10 protein-coding genes and 1 pseudogene are annotated in these 20,839 nt (G+C 57.0%); 7 read left to right on the forward strand and 4 right to left on the reverse strand.

The genetic code is table 11. The features are described from left to right. Window positions 1-50: 50 nt before the first annotated feature. A complete protein-coding gene (fba, locus tag BLT55_RS23445) occupies window positions 51-1,115 on the forward strand; it encodes a class II fructose-bisphosphate aldolase (protein WP_007252810.1) in 1,065 nt (354 codons plus the stop codon). A gap of 277 nt (window positions 1,116-1,392) precedes the next feature. Here fba and BLT55_RS23450 read toward each other — a convergent pair whose 3' ends face one another. Together BLT55_RS23450 and BLT55_RS23455 are read right to left on the reverse strand one after the other, a co-directional pair. Continuing rightward, window positions 1,393-1,758: a DUF3010 family protein gene (locus BLT55_RS23450; RefSeq protein ID WP_054998978.1), complete on the reverse strand. Its 366-nt coding sequence runs from the start codon at window positions 1,756-1,758 to the stop codon at window positions 1,393-1,395. A 55-nt stretch (window positions 1,759-1,813) separates the two neighbouring features. Then, on the reverse strand, window positions 1,814-2,224 hold the full coding sequence (locus BLT55_RS23455) for a lysozyme inhibitor LprI family protein (protein WP_007252808.1): 411 nt from the start codon (window positions 2,222-2,224) through the stop codon (window positions 1,814-1,816). 228 nt (window positions 2,225-2,452) lie between these two features. Here BLT55_RS23455 and BLT55_RS23460 point away from each other — a divergent pair, with 228 nt between their 5' ends. The 6 genes from BLT55_RS23460 to etfB all read left to right on the forward strand — a co-directional run bounded on the left by BLT55_RS23460 (window position 2,453) and on the right by etfB (window position 10,260). Then, window positions 2,453-3,430, forward strand: coding sequence for a dipeptidase (locus BLT55_RS23460; RefSeq protein ID WP_054998979.1), 978 nt, complete (start codon window positions 2,453-2,455; stop codon window positions 3,428-3,430). Window positions 3,431-3,513: 83 nt separating this feature from the next. Beyond that, on the forward strand, window positions 3,514-4,044 hold the full coding sequence (locus BLT55_RS23465; RefSeq protein WP_054998980.1) for a DUF5943 domain-containing protein: 531 nt from the start codon (window positions 3,514-3,516) through the stop codon (window positions 4,042-4,044). A gap of 15 nt (window positions 4,045-4,059) precedes the next feature. Continuing rightward, window positions 4,060-6,120 carry a dimethylglycine demethylation protein DgcA gene (gene dgcA / locus BLT55_RS23470; RefSeq protein WP_074800976.1) on the forward strand — a complete coding sequence of 687 codons (2,061 nt, stop codon included), beginning with the start codon at window positions 4,060-4,062 and terminating at the stop codon, window positions 6,118-6,120. 171 nt (window positions 6,121-6,291) lie between these two features. Then, window positions 6,292-8,253 (forward strand): dimethylglycine demethylation protein DgcB, encoded by a 1,962-nt coding sequence (gene dgcB, locus BLT55_RS23475; protein WP_054999603.1) that lies wholly within the window; start codon window positions 6,292-6,294, stop codon window positions 8,251-8,253. Continuing rightward, window positions 8,253-9,473, forward strand: a complete 1,221-nt coding sequence (gene etfA / locus BLT55_RS23480) for an electron transfer flavoprotein subunit alpha (protein ID WP_054999602.1) — start codon at window positions 8,253-8,255, stop codon at window positions 9,471-9,473. The genes dgcB and etfA overlap by 1 nt, the downstream gene beginning before the upstream one ends. Next, window positions 9,463-10,260 (forward strand): electron transfer flavoprotein subunit beta, encoded by a 798-nt coding sequence (gene etfB, locus BLT55_RS23485; protein WP_054999601.1) that lies wholly within the window; start codon window positions 9,463-9,465, stop codon window positions 10,258-10,260. The genes etfA and etfB overlap by 11 nt, the downstream gene beginning before the upstream one ends. Window positions 10,261-10,262: 2 nt before the next feature. Here the strand turns inward: etfB and BLT55_RS23490 are convergent, their stop codons facing one another. Further along, entirely contained in the window at window positions 10,263-17,372 is a 7,110-nt protein-coding gene (locus BLT55_RS23490) for a phosphoinositide-specific phospholipase C-related protein (RefSeq protein WP_223862763.1), read from the reverse strand. Window positions 17,373-18,278: 906 nt separating this feature from the next. Next, window positions 18,279-20,695, reverse strand: a pseudogene (locus tag BLT55_RS23495) (fibronectin type III domain-containing protein). Window positions 20,696-20,839: the final 144 nt, after the last annotated feature.

Here is a 20,839-nt window from a genome sequence, read left to right on the forward strand (position 1 = left end):
CACTACGGCAGGCTGCACGATCAACGACCCTACCGGGAGAGAGACAGACAATGGCACTTATCAGCATGCGCCAGATGTTGGACCACGCAGCCGAATTCGGCTATGGCGTTCCAGCTTTCAACGTGAACAACCTGGAACAGATGCGCGCCATTATGGAAGCGGCCGACAAGACCGACTCCCCGGTGATCGTTCAGGCTTCGGCCGGTGCCCGCAAATACGCCGGTGCCCCGTTTCTGCGCCACCTGATCCTCGCGGCCATCGAAGAATTCCCGCACATTCCGGTGGTCATGCACCAGGACCACGGCACCAGCCCTGATATCTGCCAGCGCTCGATCCAGCTTGGCTTCAGCTCGGTCATGATGGACGGCTCGCTGCGCGAAGACGGCAAGTCTCCGGCCGATTACGACTATAACGTCGACGTGACCCGTCGCGTTGTGTCGTTTGCTCACGCCTGCGGTGTTTCCGTGGAAGGCGAGCTGGGCGTGCTAGGTTCGCTGGAAACCGGTATGGCGGGTGAAGAAGACGGCGTTGGCGCCGAAGGCGTTCTGGACCACAGCCAGATGCTGACTGACCCGGAAGAAGCGGCTGACTTCGTCAAGCGCACTCAGGTCGATGCCCTGGCCATCGCCATCGGCACCAGCCACGGCGCTTACAAGTTCACCAAGCCGCCTACTGGCGACATTCTGGCGATCGAGCGGATCAAAGAAATCCACAAGCGCATTCCCAACACTCACCTGGTGATGCACGGTTCTTCGTCGGTTCCTCAGGAGTGGCTGAAGATCATCAACGAGTTCGGCGGCGACATCAAAGAAACCTACGGCGTGCCGGTCGAAGAAATCGTTGAAGGCATCAAGCATGGCGTGCGCAAGGTCAACATCGACACCGACCTGCGTCTGGCCTCTACCGGTGCCATCCGCGAGTTCATGGCTAAACACCCGAGCGAGTTCGACCCGCGCAAGTACCTGGCCAAGACCGTTTCGGCCATGCGTGACGTATGTATCGCCCGTTATGAAGCCTTTGGCACTGCCGGCAACGCCTCGAAGATCAAACCGATCTCCTTGGACGCCATGTTCGAACGCTACGCGCGTGGCGAACTGGATGCCAAGGTCAACTGAGTTGATCGCGCACTGAAAAAACCCGCAGAAATGCGGGTTTTTTTATGTCGGTAGAAAAGTAGTTGTGCGGCAGATGAATGTGACACAAAGCGTTCCGGCTGGATATAAATCCCTTGCTCACGAAAGCTATAGTCCAGCCGCCCGATTTCGGGGGAGGAAGTTGTAGTGCGGGGCTGGCCTCTTCGCGAGCAAGCTCGCTCCCACAAGGCTCGACGTTTGAGCGCTAAACGCTCTTCATCAACCCTGCACACGCCGCCTTGTACGCCTCGTGCTGATATTAGTTCAGGGTATCGGGCAAGGCGAAGTTGTGTTTCTTGTTCTGGGCATTGACGGTCTGTGGCGAGATCAGCAGCACTTCGCAGTCGGACATCAGCTGAAAGATGGTTTCGATCTTGAACGTGGTCGGGCCGCCGGCAAACTCGCCCTTTTTCATGCGTTTTTTGATCACGACATGGCTGACGCCGTTCTCGCGCACGAACCCGGCGAGCTGCGTGGCGAAGGTTTTGACGTTGGCAGCTTCGTCATCGTCCTCCAGTGCAAGTTTCTTCGTAGCGAGCGGCAAGTGCTCGATGCTGCCATTCTGTCGAGTGGCAAGGGCGAAGATGGCTTCACTGCCTTTGATTTCTACACCGCAAATAATCATGAGAAAACCTGATGAGCTTGTTCATATAAAGAAACAGGTTATCTCATCGTAGCGGTTATTCCTGTGCAATCGACTCCAGGTATTCGGAGCGCTCGTCACTCATGCGCGCAATGCAGTCGTTTTCGCTGATGGTGAACGCCTTGCTGCCTGCAGCAGAAGGGAACACTTCAACGGCACAGTCAGCATCGCGGAGTTTTTCCCACGCCTGCTGGGCGGTCTTGAGTTTGCTCGTAAAATCGTTGAATTGCGTCTTGTTGGCGACGAACTGGGATTGAACGCGCTTGAGCAGATTGTCGAAGTTTTCCTTGAGCAACTGTTCAGCGGTCGTCCGGCTGTAAGCCGAGCACTCCAGCGTCTGCTTGTCGTCATCAACACCGTCGCACGGCGTGGCGTCAGGGTTCTGAGCAGCCTGTACGCCTGTCACAGCCGTCGCCATCAGGGCCAGGGTCAGCAAAAACGTTTTCATCGAGTCGCTCCGATCCAGTGATACGCCTGATTCTGTCTCAAGCGCGAGACAATGAACAGGTTTACAACACCGCCCGACGAAGTGCTGTCGCCCTTTGTCGCATCTTGACGCTTTCGGCAAACCCCCTGTCGTTTTTGCACCCGGCTCGCGCGACCCTCCGGCATATGCTGACCCTATTAGCGCCGACAGCCGATTCGGTGCGCCGCAATCAAAAAAGGGGACAGCCTGATGAGCCCAGCCGAACTGCACGCCGACAGCATCGTTATTGACGGGCTGATCATCGCCAAGTGGAACCGCGAGCTGTTTGAAGACATGCGCAAGGGCGGCCTGACCATGGCCAACTGCACTGTTTCAGTATGGGAAGGCTTCCAGGCCACCATCAACAGCATCTGCACCAGCCAGAAGCTGATGCGCGAAAACAGCGACCTGGTCATGCCGGTGCACACCACCGCCGACATCCGCAAGGCCAAGGAACTGGGCAAGACCGGCATCCTCTTCGGCTTCCAGAACGCGCACGCTTACGAAGACCAGATCGGCTATGTCGAGATCTTCAAGCAGCTCGGCGTGGGCATCGTGCAGATGTGCTACAACACCCAGAATCTGGTCGGCACCGGCTGCTACGAGCGTGACGGCGGACTTTCGGGGTTCGGACGTGAAATCGTCGCCGAAATGAACCGCGTCGGGGTGATGTGCGACCTGTCCCACGTCGGCTCGAAAACCTCCAAAGAAGTCATTCTCGAATCGAAAAAACCAGTCTGCTATTCCCATTGCCTGCCATCCGGGCTCAAGGAGCACCCGCGCAACAAATCCGACGCTGAACTGAAGTTCATCGCCGACCACGGCGGGTTTGTCGGCGTGACCATGTTCGCGCCGTTTCTGGCCAAGGGCATCGAGTCGACCATCGACGACTACGCCGAAGCCATTGAATACGTGATGAACATCGTCGGCGAAGACGCCATCGGTATCGGCACTGACTTTACTCAAGGCCACGGTCAGGACTTTTTTGAATACCTGACCCACGACAAGGGCTACGCCCGGCGTCTGACCAGCTTCGGCAAAATCATCAACCCGCTGGGCATCCGCACCGTGGGCGAATTTCCCAACCTGACTGAAACCCTGCTCAAACGCGGCCATCCCGAGCGCGTGGTGCGCAAGATCATGGGCGAGAACTGGGTCAATGTTCTGGCCGACGTCTGGGGCGAGTAACCCGCCAGCCATCGCTAATCGAATTGAACCCCCACGGCCCTGACGGCGGTGGGTGTAACCCGAATCATCTGGAGTTTGACCCCATGGCTAAAATCGCCCCGCAACTGCCCATCGAAGTCGACAGCGAGACCGGCGTCTGGACTTCCGATGCGTTGCCGATGCTCTACGTGCCACGGCACTTTTTCGTCAACAACCACATGGGCATCGAAGAAGTGCTGGGCGCCGACGCCTATGCCGACATTCTCTACAAGGCCGGTTACAAATCCGCCTGGCACTGGTGTGAAAAAGAAGCTGAATGCCACGGTCTGCAAGGCGTTGCAGTATTCGAGCACTACATGACGCGCCTCTCGCAGCGCGGTTGGGGGTTGTTCAAGATTCAGGACATCGATGTCGAGAAAGGCACCGCCAGCGTCAAGCTTGAACACTCCTGCTTCGTGTACGTCTACGGCAAGGTCGGGCGCAAGGTCGATTACATGTTCACCGGCTGGTTCGCCGGCGCGATGGACCAGATTCTGGCTGCCAGCGGCAGCTCGATCCGCACCGTTGCCGAGCAGGTTTACGGGGGTTCAGAAGAGGGCCACGACGACGGACTGTTCGTCGTCAAACCGCTGTAAATCGAGGATCGGGTTATGGCTTTCGAAGCGATGTTCCAGCCGATCCAGATCGGCAAACTGACGATCCGCAATCGTGTGCTCAGCACCGCGCACGCTGAGGTTTACGCCACTGACGGCGGCATGACCACTGATCGTTACGTGAAGTATTACGAAGAGAAAGCCAAGGGCGGTATTGGCCTGGCGATCTGCGGCGGTTCTTCAAGCGTTGCCATCGACAGCCCGCAAGGCTGGTGGAAATCGGTCAATCTGGCGACCGACAGAATCATCCCGCACTTCCAGAATCTCGCCGATGCCATGCACAAGCATGGCGCCAAGATCATGATCCAGATTACCCACATGGGCCGTCGCTCGCGCTGGGACGGTGATCACTGGCCGACCCTGATGTCGCCCTCGGGCATTCGCGAGCCGGTGCACCGGGCAACCTGCAAGACCATCGAGCCGGAAGAAATCTGGCGCGTGATCGGCAATTACGCCAGCGCGGCGGCCCGAGCCAAGGCTGGCGGGCTGGACGGCGTCGAATTGTCCGCCGTGCATCAGCACATGATCGACCAGTTCTGGAGCCCGCGAGTCAACAAACGCACCGATGAGTGGGGCGGCAGTTTCGAGAACCGCATGCGCTTCGGCCTGGAGGTCATCAAGGCGGTGCGCAAGGAAGTCGGCCCGGACTTCTGCGTCGGCCTGCGCATTTGCGGCGACGAGTTTCACCCCGACGGGCTTAGCCACGAGGACATGAAACAGATCGCCAAGTATTACGACGACACCGGCATGATCGATTTTCTCGGAGTGGTGGGCTCGGGCTGCGACACCCACAACACCCTGGCCAACGTCATTCCGAACATGAGTTATCCACCGGAGCCGTTCCTGCATCTGGCCGCTGGCATCAAGGAGGTGGTGAAAGCACCGGTGCTGCACGCGCAGAACATCAAAGACCCGAATCAGGCCACGCGAATTCTGGAAGGCGGCTACGTCGACATGGTCGGCATGACCCGCGCGCACATCGCCGACCCGCACCTGATCGCCAAGATCAAAATGGGCCAGATTGACCAGATCAAGCAGTGCGTCGGCGCCAACTACTGCATCGACCGCCAGTATCAGGGGCTGGATGTGCTGTGTATCCAGAACGCTGCCACGTCCCGCGAATACATGGGCGTGCCACACATTATCGAAAAGTCCGCCGGGCCGAAACGCAAGGTGGTGGTGGTCGGTGCCGGTCCTGCCGGTATGGAAGCGGCGCGGGTGTCTGCCGAGCGCGGCCACGACGTGACGTTATTCGAGAAAAAGGACTTCATCGGCGGGCAAATCACCACCGCATCGAAGGCACCGCAGCGCGACCAGATTGCCGGCATCACGCGCTGGTTCCAGCTGGAACTGGCGCGCCTGAAAGTGGACCTGCGCCTGGGGACTGCGGCCGATGCGGCGACCATTCTCGACCTGCGCCCGGACATCGTGGTGCTGGCGGTGGGCGGTCATCCGTTTCTGGAGCAGAACGAACACTGGGGCGCGGCCGAAGGACTGGTGGTCAGCAGTTGGGACGTGCTGGACGGCAAGGTCGCGCCGGGCAAGAACGTGCTGGTCTACGACACCATCTGTGAGTTCACCGGCATGTCGGTGGCTGACTTCTTGGCTGACAAAGGCAGCCAGGTCGAAATCGTTACCGATGACATCAAACCAGGCGTGGCGATCGGCGGGACTTCGTTTCCGACCTACTACCGCAGCATGTACCCCAAAGAAGTGATCATGACCGGCGACATGATGCTGGAAAAGGTCTATCGCGAGGGCGACAAGCTGGTCGCCGTACTGGAAAACGAATACACCGGCGCCAAGGAGGAGCGGGTGGTCGATCAGGTGGTGGTGGAAAACGGTGTGCGCCCGGACGAAGCGATTTATTACGCGCTCAAGGAAGGTTCGCGCAACAAGGGCCAGATCGACATCGACGCGCTGTTCGCCATTCAGCCGCAACCTTTATTGAGCCAGCCGGGCGACGGTTATTTGCTGTTTCGCATCGGCGACTGCGTGGCGCAGCGCAATACCCATGCAGCGATCTACGACGGCCTGCGGCTGTGCAAGGATTTTTAAGGCTCGCCTGTCTTTGATTCTGGCCGCAGGCCGTGGGAGCGGACCGGGCGACGCTTCGCTTGTTCGCGAATGCGATAGATCAGTCGACATGCAGGTTGTCTGATCCACAGTGTTTGCGAATCAGCGAAGCGTCACCCGGACTGCAAGATCGCTTGGTACCTGGAGCTTCAGATGCTAGACACCCTTCTTCCCATCCTGCTGTTCAGCGCCCTGGCCCTTGCGGCGCTGGGTGCATGGCGGCGGGTGAGCATGTGGCGCAACGGAAGGCCCTCGAAAGTCGACTTGCTCGGCGGTCTGCTGGCCATGCCCAAGCGCTACATGGTCGCCCTGCACCACGTAGTCGCACGCGATAAATACATCGCCAACACCCACGTTGCCACTGCAGGCGGGGCGGTTGCCTCAATCGTGCTGGCGATTCTGGTGCACGGCTTCGGCCTGCATAACCGCGTTCTTGGCTACGCGCTATTGCTAATGACAGCGGTGATGTTTGTCGGCGCGGTATTTGTCTATAAACGTCGTCTCAATCCGCCCGCGCGTCTGTCGAAAGGCCCGTGGATGCGCCTGCCGAAAAGCCTCATGGCGTTTTCCGCGAGCTTTTTTCTAGTCACTTTGCCGGTTGCCGGTATTCTTCCCGAGCACTTCGGCGGCTGGGTGCTGGTCGCTGTTCTTGGGCTGGGCGTGCTGTGGGGCGTGAGCGAGCTGTTCTTCGGCATGACCTGGGGCGGGCCGATGAAGCATGCCTTTGCTGGCGCCCTGCACTTGGCGTGGCACCGACGTGCCGAGCGTTTTGGAGGCGGTCGCTCGACTGGTTTGAAACCGTTGGATCTGAACGACCGCAGCGCGCCACTAGGTGTGGAAAAACCCAAGGACTTCACCTGGAACCAATTACTGGGTTTCGACGCCTGTGTGCAATGCGGCAAATGTGAAGCGGCATGCCCGGCGTTCGCAGCAGGTCAGCCCCTGAACCCCAAGAAGCTGATTCAGGACATGGTCGTCGGTCTGGCGGGCGGCACCGATGTAAAATTCGCCGGTAGCCCTTACCCATCACAGGATGGCAAAGGCAAGCCACTGGGCGAGCATGGCGGCAACCCGCATCAGCCCATCGTCAATGGTCTGGTGGATGCCGAGACGCTGTGGTCCTGCACCACCTGCCGCGCGTGTGTCGAAGAGTGCCCGATGATGATCGAGCACGTGGATGCCATCGTCGACATGCGCCGCCACCTGACCCTTGAAAAGGGCGCTACGCCAAACAAGGGCGCCGAGGTGCTGGACAACCTGATCGCCACCGACAACCCCGGCGGGTTTGCACCAGGCGGGCGAATGAACTGGGCGGCCGATCTGAACCTGACATTGCTCAGCGAGAAAAAAACCGTGGATGTGCTGTTCTGGGTCGGTGATGGCGCGTTCGACATGCGTAATCAACGCACCCTGCGCGCGTTCGTCAAAGTCCTCAAGGCGGCCAGGGTGGACTTCGCCGTGCTGGGCCTTGAAGAACGCGACAGCGGTGACGTGGCCCGGCGCCTGGGCGATGAAGCAACCTTCCAGGCGCTCGCCCGCCGTAACATTCAGACCTTGGCCCAGTACCGCTTCAAACGCATCGTGACCTGCGACCCGCACAGCTTTCATGTGCTGAAAAATGAGTACGGCGCATTGGGCGGTGACTATCAGGTGCAGCATCACAGTACCTTCATGGCGGAACTGGTACAGCGCGGTGCCCTGAATCTGGGCCAGCACAAAGGCGCCAGCGTGACCTATCACGACCCGTGTTACCTGGGCCGCTACAACGGCGAATACGAAGCACCGCGTGAAGTGCTGCGCGCGCTGGGTATCGAGGTCAGGGAAATGCAGCGCTCGGGCTTTCGTTCCCGCTGCTGCGGTGGCGGGGGCGGCGCACCGATTACGGACATCCCCGGCAAGCAGCGGATTCCCGACATGCGCATGGACGACATTCGCGAAACTGCTGCCGAAGTCGTGGCGGTGGGTTGTCCACAATGCACGGCCATGCTTGAAGGCGTGGTCGAACCGCGGCCGCTTATCAAAGACATCGCTGAACTGGTGGCCGATGCGCTGATTGACGAAGTTATCCCCAGCCCGTCTGTTGCCGCTAAGCGTGAACCTGCGGAGGTGCACTGATGAGTGACATTATCCGCCGTGATCCACGCGCCGAGTGGATCGCCCGCAATCGACTGCACCCACTGCACGCGGCCATGCAGCCCGCACAAAGCAGCTGGATGGGACCCAACGGCTTGGTGCGCAAAAACGTGCATGGCCTGGGGTTTATCGGCCCCCACGGCATCAAGCGCATCGACCGCAGCGGCGCGCAGCAGGGCGGGGCGAGCAAGCGTTCGGCGGTGTCCGACGTCCAGCTGCCGCTGTATGTGATCGCTGCGCCCGCGTTCTATATCAACGTTGTTCCCGACATGGTCGGCGGTCGTTTGAGCAGCCATGATCGCGACTTGCTGGGCCTGGCGCGCCAACTGGCGGGTGCCGACGGCGCGGTGCTGGCGGTGGTGTTCGGCGAGCATAAAGAGACGGCGTTCGACAGTGCAGGTGTGGATCGCCTGTTGTTGCTCGACGGTAACGAGTTCGATGGCTACTCCCCTGAACAACGCGTGCAGGGTTTGCGTGCTGTGGATAACCAGTTTGGCCCGCAGCACTGGTTATTTCCTGACAGCCGCACCGGTTGCGGTGAGCTTGGGCGGCGCTTTGCGGCCAGCCTCGGCGAGCGCCCTGCGACGCGGGTCTGGCAGGTCAACGACGGGCAGTGCACAAGCCGCGCCGGAGCAGGGCGCGAAGACCTTGTTCGTCCCTTGGCGCGGTTGATTCTGGTCGACGTCGAGTGCGCCGAGCCGGTCAGTGAAACCCGCCATGAAGCGTTGCCCGTCGAGTTATCCACAGGCGCGGCGCGTAGCCTGTCGCGTATTGAAGACCTGGGCGCAGTGGCGGTCGACCCGGCAGTTATCCCCATGGCCGAGGCAGAATTCATCTTGTCGGGTGGTAACGGCGTGCGGGATTGGGATCTTTTCCACCGCGCCGCTTTGGCCTTGGGCGCAACCGAGGGGGCGTCGCGGGTGGCAGTGGATGACGGTTTCATGGGGCGCGAGCGTCAGGTGGGTGCCAGTGGCACGTGGGTGACGGCGCGGGTTTACCTGGCGGTCGGCATCTCAGGGGCGATTCAGCACCTGCAAGGTATCGGCGCCTGTGACAAGGTCATTGCGATCAATCTGGATGCGGGGTGCGACATGGTCAAGCGCGCTGATCTATCGGTCATCGGCGAAAGCGCCGAAGTGCTCACGGCGTTGATAGCCGCAGTGCAAGCCTGGCGCAGCGGAGGTAAGCGTGATGCAGCCTGAAGTGTCTGTGGATAAGCATGCGGTACAGATCATCAGTCTGGTATCCATCGGGGCGCACCCGACATCAGGTCGTGCGCGCCGCGCCGAACAGGATGCGCGGGCCGTCGAGCTTGGTTTGCAGCTGGCTGGGGATAACTTGCAGGTACTGCACGCCGGCAATGCCGAAGAACCGGCGTTGCGCGCTTACCTTGGCATGGGGCTCAACGAGCTGCATGTGCTGGAGCAACCCGAGGGCGCCGATGCGCTGATTGCGTTGACCGACTACCTCCAGGATTCTGCTGCACAGGTGGTGCTGGCCGGCAGTCAGGCTGAAACCGGTGAAGGGTCGGGCATGCTGCCCTTTCTGTTGGCTGAAAGGCTGGGCTGGCCACTGGTGACCGGTCTGGCTGAAGTCGAGTCGCTGAACAACGGCATCGCGCTGGTGTTGCAGGCTCTGCCTCGCGGCCAGCGTCGTCGGCTGAAGGTCCGCCTGCCGTTTCTGGCCACTGTGGAAAACGCGGCTCCCAAACCCCGGCAGAGCGCATTCGGGCCTGCACAGCGTGGCACGCTGGACACAGAAAGAGTTCAGGTAGTTGCCGATAAGTTATTGACCAACCAAGCGCTGCAGCCAGCCAGACCGCGGCCCAAACGCCTGAAAGTGATCAAGGCCAAGAGCGGCGCTGATCGCATGAAAGCCGCTACTGCCAAGGCCAGTGGCGGCGGGGGCCAGGTGCTCAAGGGGCTGCGCCCTGAAGAGGGCGCAGCCGCGATTCTGAAGCTGTTGATCGAAGAGGGCGTCGTAAAGTAAGGCTAGGGTCTTGTGCTGCCCTCTTTAATGGGCGGTTTGCCTTTCTGCTCGGAGAGAGGCCGGAAGTAGGCATACGAAATACTCCCGTCCAGATCACCGCCATTGCTGACCTCGACTTTGACATCCGCGTTTTCGTAACTGCGATCGAAACTCGAAATCGTGATGGGTAGCAAAATGGCTCGTTTGAACGTCACGCCTGTACGGCCTTGACCAAAGCCTCCGTCCGGCCTGCCAGTCACCGAAAACATCGATCCCTTGCCGGCCTTGAGTATCTTGGCAGAGCGTATTTCATCGTTGTCGCAGCCATAGCTGTTATTGCCACTGCCCATCTTGAATTGTCTGTCCACATTGAAGGGCACCGTGCAGACGATATTTTGTGTTGCCCCATTGCCTTCGTAGAACACAATGCTTGCGTCGCTGATGTCATTGTCATCTGGTTTGTTAAGCACTTTTATACGTGAAACCTTACCGTCAAGCCCGTTATTGCGAGAGGCGAGTTTGCGGTAATAGAACGTATCCGCCGAGCCCTCGAATGAATCGATTCGCACCCGTGTACCCATGGGGACCGATTGTTTGACGTCTATGATCGTAAAGTCATCCTGCCGATCACCATTGGGGTTGTCGTACAGTTCGATACGCGTGCCTGCGCGGACGCCCTCCAGTTCCATGGACCTGAGTTCGTCGTTCTCACACCCGCGTGAGGCGAGCTTCATATCATATTGAACGCCGCTGCTGCCCCCGCCCTGATTGACCGGCAACACGCAAGAGGCGTCGCCTCCACGATCGGCCTTGTTGCGTTCGTAGAAATAAAGACCGCCTTGAGAAAGCGTCGCGGCATAGGGCAGTGCGTCTCCCACCTGGTTGAAATCAATGGCCAGGTAGTTGGGTTTGCGCCAACCGGTCGCTTGGCCGCAATGGTTTTCTACCCGGCGCTGCAACCAGGTCAGGTTGTTGTCCATGTCCCCTGCATGCAGCGTAGTACTGCCCCAGGCATGGAATTGATTGAGGACAAATAACCGCGGCAGGCCGCCGTCTCGGGTGCGTAACGAAAGGTCCATGGAACCGTAGCGGCTTTTGCATTGCCAATCATGAACCAGCGACGTTATACCCAGGTTATAGGTGTTCTCGACTTGTGTATTGGGTGCCCAAAGAACCTCGGCCTGCTTGCCGGCCAGCGTGTACCTTATGGCCACTTCTCCGTTCGATAACATGACGAGGCGTTTGTTACTGTCGATCATTTCCCGAAGTGTTGGCCAACTGTCTCCATTGGACACATGGCTGTAATCTGCCAGTTCTGGCACTTGTTCCAGCACCGGACGCAGTTCGTCTGAGCTCAGCGTCGATTCGAACAGCAGGGAAATGACGGCGTTTCGGTCTTTCTGCATATAGGCAACAAACTCTCTGAGCACGTCGCTTAACAAGGGCGCGTCTGCCCAGCATGCACCGATCGCTGGCAGATGGCATACCCGAACCCGTTTTTGCCCGTTGTAATCGCCCACGTCCATGTGAATATCCAGCATGAACCCCCTGATACCGCGCTCCAGTTGTGGAGTAATGGCGTCCAGATAAGCATTGTGCGCAGTGACCCACGTGTACTGATCGAATGTCCGGGTAAAGTCATTGATGCCCGGCGCGGCATACGTGTCCTTGTTTACCCTGATCCAGTAGGCGTTTTCTGTTCCGGAGGTCGGGTAATACCAGAAATGCGCGGCCGCGTTGCCGGAAAATTTCGAACGGTAAAAAGTGATGTTATTCAGCGAGTGAATGGCGCCTGCGTAAGTAGGTTCGTCCCACTCCTTGGGATCCTGCCATGTTCCTGAATGCTTGCCAGCGTAGGTCCAGAAACTGTTGTCTGTGGCACCAGCCGGGTAATACCAGTTATGTCTGGCCGGGCTGCCTTCCTGCAAGGCCTTAAAGAACAATGTCTGGCCATTGTCATCGTGACGATGAATTTCCCCCACACGCGTAAATTCGCTCCATGTTTTGGGATCGGCGTAGTTACCTTCATTTTTGTAGAGGTATGTCCAGTCTGACGTGCTGTATTCCGAGGTTGGAAAGCAGCGGCCCGTTTCGGACGGACGACCCTCTTTTTCTGCGCGGAACAACAACCGTTCGCCCTGATAGTCGTAGCTGTAGATATCATCCGGGTAGGCGTAGTCGTTCCAGGTATTGGGCACTTTGAACGTGCCTCGTCCCTTGCGGAAGAACTCCCACCATGTAGAGCTCTTGTCGGCAACAGGGTCGCCTTTAGCGGGCTGCTCCTTGGGGTAGTCTTTCTTTCCGGTGAACTTCGACCTGAACAACATGCTTTGATAGTCGATGGTTGTCTGATGGACAAGGCCATTCTGTGTCCAGTCAGCCAGGCTTTTGGGCTGATCGCGTGTTCCATTGAGGTGCGTGACCTGAAGAAACTTCCAGGCCGGTGACTGTGCGAGGCCGGCAGAAGACTTCCCGACTTCAGCCGCATCCAGGGGCGCACTGGGCGGCAGCGTCCATTGATCATGTTCTGGAATACCCTCCTTGTGCGAGTTCACGCTAAACAACAAGCGCATCCCGCTGACACTGCGCACATGAACGGCACCGCGCCAGCTGACCTCGTTCCATTCTTTAGGGTCATCGACGGTCCCGGCGTTTCTGGAGATGCCATAGAAAACCCAGTTTTCGTTGTCTTGTTGATCGGAGGGGGTTGGCCAGCCGTTCAATGAAGGAACACCGCTGTTTTTCGCGATGAAATAATGATCACCATCCTCATGCGTGGTGGTTACATAGTCGCCTGGTATGACGGGCTCGTTCTCATCCTTGGGATCGCTGATAGTACCGGCGTGTCTTTCAGTTGCTGCGTATATGTAATAGGTATTGCTCGTGGCGTCTGTGGGGTAGGTCCAGTTCTGCTGGTTGGGTATCCCGGCGATCCTCGCTTTGAAATAGAAACGTATACCGTCTTTTTCTACGCGATGAATCGCTCCCCTCCACGTGACTTCATCAGGCCTATGAGGGTCGGCAAAAGTGCCTGCATGCGACGTCGTGCCGTAATAGGCCCACTGCTCGGTGCTGCTTTCATCTGTCGGGTAGTACCAGCCATGGTCTGACGGTGTCCCCGTCATCTGTGCACGAAAATAGAGTGTTTTGCCATCATGCTCATAGCGATGCAGACGTCCGGGCCAAGTGTATTCATCCCATTCCTTGGGATCAGTGTCGGTTCCAGCGTGTCTGCTGATGCCCAGGAAGTGCCAGGACTCGTTATCCGTCGGCGTGGTTGGCCGTTCGCCTACCTCTTTACCCATTTCGCCGGATTTTTTGGCTTCGAACAGAAACCGCGTTTCCCGGTCCAGATGGATGGCGCCCGCCCAGGTTGGCTGATCGAAATACTTGGGACTGTTCAGTGTGCCTTGAAAAATCGAATAGCCAACCTGTTCAAAGTTGTCGTTGTTTCCGTAGCCCTCTTCGTCGTCCGTTACATGCCCCCAGATTTTCGATCTGTAGAACCATCGGGTAAAACTTTCGCCAATGCCGGTTGGGATTTTCACCACGTGCAGCGCGCCTGGCCAGGTTGCATCGGATTCAGGTTTCGGATCGAGCCAGCTGCCCGCGTGAATGCCCATGTCCAGATAAGACCATTGCTCGTTACTGTCAGGCGGTGTCGGATAGTGCCATCCTTCCAGGCCGGGCGCGCCGTCAATGAGGGATCTTGCGAAGTAAGCCTTTCCATCGACTTCAAAGCGGTGAATCGCGCCAGGCCAGGTGATTTCGTAAGCATCCTTGGGCGATTGCAAGGTGCCTGAAAACGCACTTTTACCCACATAAGACCAGTCGTCATTGCTGTGCTGTGATTCAGGCAAAGGATGCCCAGTATCGAAAACACCGGCAAAACGAGCCTGGTAATACTCGTCCGTGGTATGGATGACCCTGACAGTGTCTCCGGGCCTGATCATCTCCCCGGCCTGCACTGGATCAGTCAGTGTGCCTTGATGAGAGGCTTGCCCTACGAACTCCCACCATGCGTTGCCGGCTGCTTGCAGCGGAAGCGGGTGATCGATACCGATGACAGCGAGATTGCCCACAATCTTCGAGCGGTAATAGCGTCTGGTGTTTTCGACCTCGCGCATATGAATCGCTCCGGTCCAGGTCACTTCCTGCTGATCCTTGGGGTCGATAATATCGCCCGAATGCCTGGATTCCCCGACCACTGTCCAGTAATCATTTTCTCCGTCCAGCGGAATCGGCCAGTCGTGTTCGGCAAACAGTCCATCGACTTTGGAGAGCAGATACAGCGTACGGTCTCGGGCCTGCATCGCGTGAATGCTGCCGGGCGTGGTAAATCCGGAGGTGTCTTTCGGATCGGCCCAGGTGCCCTCGGGAGCGTTTGTGCCCAAATACTCCCAGTGCTCGTTGTCGGTCCCGGGCGCTGGGTAACTCCAGTCATTGGCTTGAGGTACGCCTCGTGCGAGGGCGCGGTAATAGATGTGTTGGCCTTCAATGGTAGTGGCGTGAATCAGCCCCTGGCTGGTCATTTCATCGAAGTCTTTCGGGTCGGCAAACGTGCCTTTGTGTCGGACCAGGCCCATCACTTTCCAATACTCCGTGTCCCCTGCAGTCGGGAGGGGCCAATGGTCGGCGATCGGGTTTCCCGACTGCTGGGCGATGTAAAGCTGGCTTCTGCCCGATGAGCTGTACTCGTGAACAGCTCCAATCCAGGTCTGGCCGCTCATTGATTTGGGGTCGGCATAAGTGCCCGCCTGATCGGAAGTAAACATGAACTCCCAGAAGTCTGTGCTTGTCAGCTCTTCGGGATAAGGGGTTTGCGAGGAGGGCTTTCCGGTCATCTTCGATTTGAGAAACGCTCGTTGGCCATTGATGGTTGCTACGTGTATCGCATCTGGCCAGGTAGGATCGGTAAAGGTTTTTGGGTCCGAGAAGGTGCCGGCATGTTCTCCGGCGTACTCATAGAACGCGTTGGATTCTTCACCTGAGGGATAGAGAGCACCTACATCCTGGGCAAATCCGGAAAATCTGGAGCGGAAAAGTTTTTGATGGGTCAGGCTAAGCTGGTCGGCAAAGATTGCGCCGGGCGTGTTGATGTCGTTACGTTCGCGCGGCGTTTCGGCAGTGCCTCCGTTGAGTGAGGTCACGTAGCTCCACTGCTCATCGCTTGTTTCGCCCACCGGATAAATCCAGCCCCCCGCAACCGGTTGAGCCTGCTGTCGGGCCGCAAAAATGATGTGCTGATCGTCATCCAGGTGAAGTGCGCCCGGCCACGTGGCGTCATCACGGTCTTTGAGGTCGTCTGCCGTGCCGGCATGTTTGAACACTGTGACGAACTCCCAGTGTGTGTTACTGGCGAGATCATTCGGGTAGGGCGTCGTTGCGGAGGGCATGCCGTCGAACAGTGAGCGCAGTACTACACGCTGACCCTTGATCGAGGCCTCATGCAGTGCGCCGATCCGGGTGAAGTCATCGAAGGGTTTGAAGTCACTCCATGTGCCTGCGTGTCTGCCGGCGTAGACCCAGTACGGATCGACGATGCCCACCGTCGAGAAGCTGTCGAGATCATTGGCGGGATAGCCTTCGTAATTGGAAACATAGAACGTGCGCGAGCCCGGAACAGTGCCATCCACGTAGACCGAACCTGCCTGGCTGTAGTCAGCGAATTGCCTCGGAGCTTCGAAAGTGCCTAACGGCTGTATCACCGGAATATATGACCAGTGTTCATTGCTTTCTGGTGTGGTTGGCAGCGGCCAGTCCTGCTCGGAGGGAAAGCCCTCTGCCAGCGATACGAAATAAACGGGAGTGCCGTCGATCAGCGTTTTATGCACCGCGCCGGGCCAGGTAAATTCCTGTTGGGTCTTGGGGTCGGCCACTGTTCCTGCATGGAGAGAAGTCCCCAACGACTGAAACTCGTCGGTCTCGCTATAATCCCAGCCGGTTGCCGGCGCGGTCCAGGACGTCAGCGAACGGTACAGCGCTTTCCCCTGGCCCTGCGGAGCTGAATGGATAGCGCCGACCCAGGTCTCGGTGTCCAGATCAGTTCTGGGGTCCCACCAGGTTCCGGCATTCTGGGTGATGCGGCGCACTCCCCAATAAGTGGTATTGGCAGGCCAGGTTGGGTAAGGCTGTTCAACTGCCCCCGCGAAGTGCGCCGCGAATAAAACCCACTTGCCCTGCAGTTTGGCGCGATGGAGTTTTTCGAGCGCCGTGTTTTCTCCGAAGGCTTTCGGATCTGTATGTGAGCCTTCATGTACGCCGCGATAGTCCCAGTTGTGATTGCTCTGCGCGCCTTCGGGGAATTCTGCATTCAGAAGGGGCGCAAACCCGATAAATGTGGATGCGTAGTAGTGGCTGCGTAGCGGGGTGAGCGGGTTGCGATAATAAGAGCCCTTCGACGTGCTCATGTCGGTCCAGGGTTTGGGGAGGGGGACCAGGATGCCTGACAGGGTCCCCGCAAACTTCCAGTACCCAGCCCCTTGCTCTGTGCCGGGTGCAGGCCATGCATCGATACTTGGGCGTCCGGTGTGCTGTGCCAGATAAACGCTTTTGGTCTGCTCGAAATATACGAAGAGGCCAGGCCATACCAGATCCTGATCGGTTTTCATGGCTTCAGGTGTTCCGGATTTATCAAAAAAGCCTATGAAATCCCAGAAATCATTGCTCTGTGCTGTGGTGGGATAGGGTGTTTCGGCGCTTGGCGTGCCGTCCACTTTGGAGCTTAACAAAGCCTTTTTGTTATCAATCAGGCCCATGTGCAGTGCACCCACACGGGTAGGCTCATCGAACGACTTGAGGTCCGGCCCTAGACCTGAATGCTGGCCGGCGTAGGTCCAGAATTCGGTTGAACGTGGCGTATCGGGAAAAGCCGGATCAGCCTGATCAGGCTGGCTATCGAACACAGCGGTATAGAACACGTTGCCTTGCTCGGTCAGGTCGAGGAATACCGCGCCTTTGAAAGCAGGTTCTCCTGCCAGCCGTGGCTGCTCGAAAGTGCCCGCATTCGCTTCTTCACCGGCTGCCCGAACGGGAACAGTCAAGGCTGATGGAGAGGCTTCAGAAGGGCTTACGCCGGGGGCCGCGGTGACCAGCCAGGCCAACAGAAGGCCGCTGGCAAATGCCACCGACATTACAATCCTTTGATATTTTTTCACGGCACACCCGAGTCCATTCTCAGTGAGTTGGTAATGCACTCCCCGTCCATGGCAATGCATTGAAAAATCCTATACGCACAACAGGCGTTCAGATACCTATCAAACCTGACAGGTCAGTGCGTAAATGTTCTTTTCGGGAAGACTTACACACAAACCCTGTGCGTGTGCCTGTGGATAATGTGTTCGTGAACGTCTGAAGGGCTTGTAGAACGTGGCTTTCGGAGTGGTGCTCAAAAAACGATCAATCTAACTCGTTATTTTTATTGCATTTTTTTATGGATAAATCCGCACAGCCATCTGCCGACCACCGGGTTTGCCCACAATCTCTGTTAGCGTGCCTGTGGACAAGTTGTTTGTGATTACCTGCAAGCCTTGTAAATAAAGGCTTTTGAGGTTTTGTACGAAAAGTGATCAAAGCAGGGTTTTGCGTGCAGTGGTGGATCAATCGGGTGATTTTTCAGCCATTTCATACATTGTCCACAGCAGGCAAGCTGATGTGGATGAAGTTGTACCCAAAGTCTGTTGGCGCTTCTGTGGATAAGGTGTTTGTGCTCTTCTGTATCCCAATGAATACAAGGGTTACAGGGGGTTGCGCAAAAAATATACAGGTGTCGTGCTGGAGGTGAACACCAAGTAGGTCCTCACGAACTTTAGGGAGGCGCTGATTTATTCGATTTTTCGTCCCTGCAACGCTCTGGAGGCCTTGATTTATCTGGGGGCAACAGCTGGGTTTTAGAATAAATCAGCGTCTCCTTAGTAGTTATAGCCGGCGGATCGACTTATCCATAAACGTTTGAGTAACGCTGTGGATAAGTCGATTGGTCGTTACGTTGACGAGCTCTTTTCAGAGGCTATGACAGCAGATACACGACAGTACGAGAATCACTGCCATTCTTTCGGAAAGTCGCGAAAACGCCAGGCGCCTTCCTGCTCTGTCCAAAGCGCCCATAGCGTCGGCACGGTGCCCGGCTGCCAGTCTATTTGTGAGTGGTGAGGATTAAGGCAGATGTAGGTCGCATTACCATGGGTTACTTTATCCCCCTTCAGGTAGTCGGTATTTTTTTCCCATTTAGGCAACGCTGCGCTGGTGGTGAACGCCTGTACAACATTACTCGGGCCAGATAGTTCGTCCTCTTTATCGTATGCGCCGACGATAAAATGATACATGGTGTCTGTGGTCAAGCCTTCAATGGTGCACGCGAGTACCTCTGGCCCGACAGGCACCCGGTCAGCGCCAATCCGATACACAAAGTAAGATTTGATACCTGGACCACTTTCAGACTTGTCCCAGGCCAACGAAACACTGGTCTCCGTTACGCCGGTCTGACGCAAGTTGCCGGGTGGCGTAGGTCGATCAGGTGATGCCTCGGTTTTTGTCGTTACCAGGATTTCTTCAGAAAGCTCGGAACTGTTCCCCTGGCTGTCGATGGCTTTGATCTGATAGCCGTAAAGGTTGCCTTGCGAAAGACCGTCGTCGGTAAAGGGAGGAATTGCGTCGCTACCCAACGAGAGGGCATTTCTGAAGAGCTCATACTTGAATGGGCCGCCGGGGCCCGTCGAAAGACTCCAGTCGAGCGTCACCGATGAAGTGGTTTGTTCGGTTGATCGCAAACCAACAGGCACTGACGGTTTACCAGGTACAGGTGTTTCGCCAGTCGTCGAGACCTTTAATAGATTACTGACCTCTGACCACTTAAGGTTGGAATCTTGTGCCACGACGTAGTACTCATACTCGGTATCGGCAGTGACGTTGTCATCGGTGTAGTGGGTGGTTTCACGATTGACCGCTTCAATAGGCCAGCCATTCCGGCCAATTTGATACCTTTCGAGTCCGATGTCGCTGATAGACGCCGTCCATGTCAGCGACACACTTTTATCGGTGACGCCTGACAGGCTCAAGACCGGTGTTGTCGGTTTCGCACCACCGCCACTTCCTGCCTGTGTACTCACGCTGATCGCTGTGGAGAATGCCGAGGTGTTGTCCATGACATCAATGGCACGTACCTGGTAGCTGTAAGTGGTGCCGGGCTGAAGGCCGGTATCTTCAAAGTCAGGATGGCTCACAGTAAAGAAGAAGGTGCCGTTACGGCGAACTTCATATTTCAGAACCGGGTTCGTGCCTTCCGAAAGCGACCAGGCCAGTTTCACCGACGTTGGGGTTTGCTCGGTTGATCTGAGGTCAGTGGGCACTGAGGGGGTGTCAGGTACAGGTGTTTCGCCTCCGGTGAGATAACCGTAGCGTTTGGCAAACTCCCATTCATATTTGTGCCCGTCTTTACTGATGCCATCGTCCCAGTTGACTGACCATGTCATCAGCCCGCGAATAGGGTTGCCGTCGGACTGCAGTTTGTCCAGGGCGTATTTCACGTCGTCCGGGTTGATCACATAACCTGTCGCGGCGGCGTCATTATTGGTGGGTAAGCCGATCGCAAGCTTGTTCGCCGGGATTTTGGTAAAACCACGCGTGCCGTGGATCAGGCTGTCGGTCAGGTAATAGAGAAATTCCTTCTTGTGGGCATCATTGTTTTGCGTCACCCACAGGCTGAGCTCATCGACCCATATGCCATCGCCGCCCTGGTTGTAATACTGAGGCGCGATAAAGTCATAGATGTCTTCCAGCGCATTGATGTAAGCAAGGTAGGCACCGCCGGATCTCAGGGATTCGAGAAAGGTTACAAATTCTTTCAGGAAAGGAAATACGTCGTGATCTCTTTCAATATCGGCAGTTTTTTGCTGGCCCTCAGGTAGGGGAACTCGGGGGCCATACTGATAATGAAGTGCTTTCCTTCTGTCTCGTAATGTTCGCGCACCATCCTCAACGCAGCGGGTAATACGGTCCGGTTATCGGCAAAGGTAATAGCAGCTTGTTCAAGGTCGATATCCAGGCCGTCAAAGCCATAGGTTTCAACCAGACGAATAATTTCATAGGCCAGTGCATCTTCCTGACCGGTATATAGCTCAATATGCGCGTCAGCCCCGCCAAGGGAAATCAGCACCGCACGTCCTTGTGCATTCAGTGCTGCCACTTGGGCGCGAAACGCAGCATCGCTCAGGTTATAAGGCTTGAATGTAGGAATGCCGGCACCTTTCATGAAGGCCACGGCCACGACGTTATACGCTTCGGGTATGTCGGTCAGCGCCATCTCTTTGAACAGGCCTTGCTGGTAACCTTGACCGGGTTCGGAAGGCCAGTTATGCCAGAACCCCATGAGAATATTTTTGCCTCTTATGTCCGGCATGGCTGAGGCTGCATCGACTGTTTTATTTTTATATTGATTAATGTTTTTTGGGTTGAGCATGGTCCGTGTCTCCGTCCGTTGGATTGACTGCAACGGGAGTTGATCACGAGAGGCGTTCTCAGGTAACTGTTAGAAATGATGGTATCGGCGTGACGGCTTTTGTGTCGGTGTGGCCAAGGCAGACTCACTTCATGATTGAAGTGA

The sequence above is a fragment of the Pseudomonas cannabina genome (assembly GCF_900100365.1).
In the GTDB taxonomy this organism is placed as follows: domain Bacteria; phylum Pseudomonadota; class Gammaproteobacteria; order Pseudomonadales; family Pseudomonadaceae; genus Aquipseudomonas; species Aquipseudomonas cannabina.

Bases quoted from the DNA above. Each gene is read 5' to 3' on its own strand.
- fba (WP_007252810.1), top strand. From the start codon at position 51: ATGGCACTTATCAGCATGCGCCAGATGTTGGACCACGCAGCCGAATTC.
- BLT55_RS23450 (WP_054998978.1), bottom strand. From the start codon at position 1,758: ATGATTATTTGCGGTGTAGAAATCAAAGGCAGTGAAGCCATCTTCGCC.
- BLT55_RS23455 (WP_007252808.1), bottom strand. From the start codon at position 2,224: ATGAAAACGTTTTTGCTGACCCTGGCCCTGATGGCGACGGCTGTGACA.
- BLT55_RS23460 (WP_054998979.1), top strand. From the start codon at position 2,453: ATGAGCCCAGCCGAACTGCACGCCGACAGCATCGTTATTGACGGGCTG.
- BLT55_RS23465 (WP_054998980.1), top strand. From the start codon at position 3,514: ATGGCTAAAATCGCCCCGCAACTGCCCATCGAAGTCGACAGCGAGACC.
- dgcA (WP_074800976.1), top strand. From the start codon at position 4,060: ATGGCTTTCGAAGCGATGTTCCAGCCGATCCAGATCGGCAAACTGACG.
- dgcB (WP_054999603.1), top strand. From the start codon at position 6,292: ATGCTAGACACCCTTCTTCCCATCCTGCTGTTCAGCGCCCTGGCCCTT.
- etfA (WP_054999602.1), top strand. From the start codon at position 8,253: ATGAGTGACATTATCCGCCGTGATCCACGCGCCGAGTGGATCGCCCGC.
- etfB (WP_054999601.1), top strand. From the start codon at position 9,463: ATGCAGCCTGAAGTGTCTGTGGATAAGCATGCGGTACAGATCATCAGT.
- BLT55_RS23490 (WP_223862763.1), bottom strand. From the start codon at position 17,372: ATGTCGGTGGCATTTGCCAGCGGCCTTCTGTTGGCCTGGCTGGTCACC.